General features: G+C 66.8%; 2 protein-coding genes. One reads left to right on the top strand and one right to left on the bottom strand.

Annotated features, from left to right (window positions below):
- Positions 1-187 precede the first annotated feature (187 nt).
- A complete protein-coding gene (locus JS531_RS10835; protein WP_214315870.1) occupies positions 188-970 on the bottom strand; it encodes a nitroreductase family protein in 783 nt (260 codons plus the stop codon).
- Positions 971-1,095: 125 nt separating this feature from the next.
- On the opposite strand from JS531_RS10835, the gene JS531_RS10830 reads away from it, so the two are divergent.
- Entirely contained in the window at positions 1,096-1,488 is a 393-nt protein-coding gene (locus JS531_RS10830; RefSeq protein ID WP_214315869.1) for a hypothetical protein, read from the top strand.
- Positions 1,489-1,956: the final 468 nt, after the last annotated feature.

Here is a 1,956-nt window from a genome sequence, read left to right as displayed (position 1 = left end):
CCCGGCACACCGCAACGAACGCGACGAAACCGGCAACCATCGCACGACGCACCGGCAGCGAAGCCACCCACACAACCAAACCCACGCGACCACGCGCGCGTGCCCCGGACGGAACCACACCCACCAAGCCACGCGGCACCCGTCGCATCGTGGAAGACCCGTGACGTGACGGGTGCATGGCGCCGGCCTATCGGCCCAGACGGAATCCCTGGGCTTCGGCGTTGGGGAGGAGCGGTTTGTTGCTGGTGTCATGACCGCCGGCCTTGACGATCTGCGCGCTGAACGCGTCGACGGGGCGTTCGGTGTTGCGCAGGTCGTAGTATTCGTGGACGGTCGCGTCGAACCCGTCCAATCCGGACAGCGCCGCGTCGGCGTCGGCGGGATAGACGTTGTCGAAGAACTGCATCGAGCGCGGCATGCGCGGCTTCAGCGCGGGCGCCTGGTCGGGTTCGCCGATCGCGAGGGCGAGCACCGGGTACGTGTACTCCGGCAGCCTGCATGCCTCGATGAGGCCGGGAATGTCGTTGAGTACGGAGCCGAGGATCACGCAGCCGAGTCCCAGCGAGTATGCGGCGGTCTCCATCGCGTGCAGCGCCAGGACGGCGTCGTTCTGCGCCTGCGTGAAGTGATAGCTGGCGGCGAGCCACCAGTCGGGGGAGGACGTGTCGACGCCCTGGCGTTCGGCGATGCGGGCGTTGCGCTGCTCGTCGATGACGAACAGGTACAGCAGCGGCGCCTCGGCGATGTACGGCTGGCGGCCGAACTCGGCGAACTTCGCCTTGAGCGCCGGGTCGGTCACGCGGATCGCGGACCAGTCGTTGAGGTATTGGCTGGAGGCGGCGCGCTGCGCGACGGTCTCCAGCACCGCGCGGGTGTCGTCGTCGATCGGATCGGGCTTGAACTTGCGGATGGAACGACGGTTCAGCAGCGTCTGGATCGTCTCGTTGTCGAGATCATGTGTTGTTCCCATGCGTCCATTATCACAGTTCCCGGGGTTTCCGTGGCGCCACGGTTCACGGTCGGGATAACCCGTCGCGACGGTGCGTGGAGGGGCGCGCGGGCGTTCCTGTTCTCCCGGCGTGGGACCATGGTGCCATGGTCTCGCGTGCCGTCGTCGTGCTTCGTGGTTGCGGGTTCGTCCTGGTCGCTCCGGTGGCGGCTCTGTGGTGGAGCCCGTTCTACGATGCCGTCTCCTCGTTGTTCCCGGCCGACGCCGTCGTCCTGCCGGCCATATCGCTCGCGATGTATGCGGCGGGCGTGCTGCTGTGGCTTGTCGCGTTCGTGCTGTCGTTGGTGTCCGCGACGAAGGCGGACCTGGTACCGGGGCCGGGTTCGGGAGCGGCGGTGGATCCGGCGGTTCGTCGTCGGATGGCATGGTCCGTCGTCCGCGTCGTCTCGGCGTGGGTGCTCGCCGTCATGGCCGCGCCCGTCGCGTTCGTGGCGTTGCTGACGGTGCTCATCGCCATCGGCGGGACCGGGGCCGCGTGACGCGTGGTCGCCTCCGACTGCCGATTCGGGCGATTCTGCGTGTCTCCGGCCGGCACTCCGCTCGGGAGTTGGTTCGGTGGGGTGGCGCTGATTCGTTTCGCTGGGTGGCCTGTTGGCGATGCGGTTCGGTGGGGGCGTGACGGTGCGTTTCGCTGAGGGGATGGTTTGTGAAGCGGTTCCGGCATTGGCTGTCTGGTTGTTTCGCCGAGGGGCCGTTTCGTGATGCAGTCGGGTCGCGGGGTGCCGTCCTGTTTCGCGAACCGGCTTCTCTGCGACGCGGTTCGTCATGTCTTGTCCGGTTCGTTTCGCTGGCGGCCCGTTCCGCGACACGCCGGGTGTGGGTGGGTCGGGTCTTTTCTTCAGTGGTTTTGCTGTGGGGTGGGTGGGTTTGTTGTCGTGTTTTTGCCTGTTTTCGACACGCCGGTGGTTTGTTGTGTTTCCAATGGTTTGTGGGGTGTTGTGGTGGGG

It is taken from the genome of Bifidobacterium sp. CP2 (assembly GCF_018555635.1).
Classification (GTDB): Bacteria; Actinomycetota; Actinomycetes; order Actinomycetales; family Bifidobacteriaceae; genus Bifidobacterium; species Bifidobacterium saguinibicoloris.
The sequence above is the reverse complement of the archived record's forward strand: the minus strand, read 5'-3'. Positions and strand labels throughout refer to the sequence as shown.

What these genes read in the sequence shown, in the direction of transcription:
- JS531_RS10835 (WP_214315870.1), bottom strand. Translation starts at nt 970, where the DNA reads ATGGGAACAACACATGATCTCGACAACGAGACGATCCAGACGCTGCTG.
- JS531_RS10830 (WP_214315869.1), top strand. Translation starts at nt 1,096, where the DNA reads ATGGTCTCGCGTGCCGTCGTCGTGCTTCGTGGTTGCGGGTTCGTCCTG.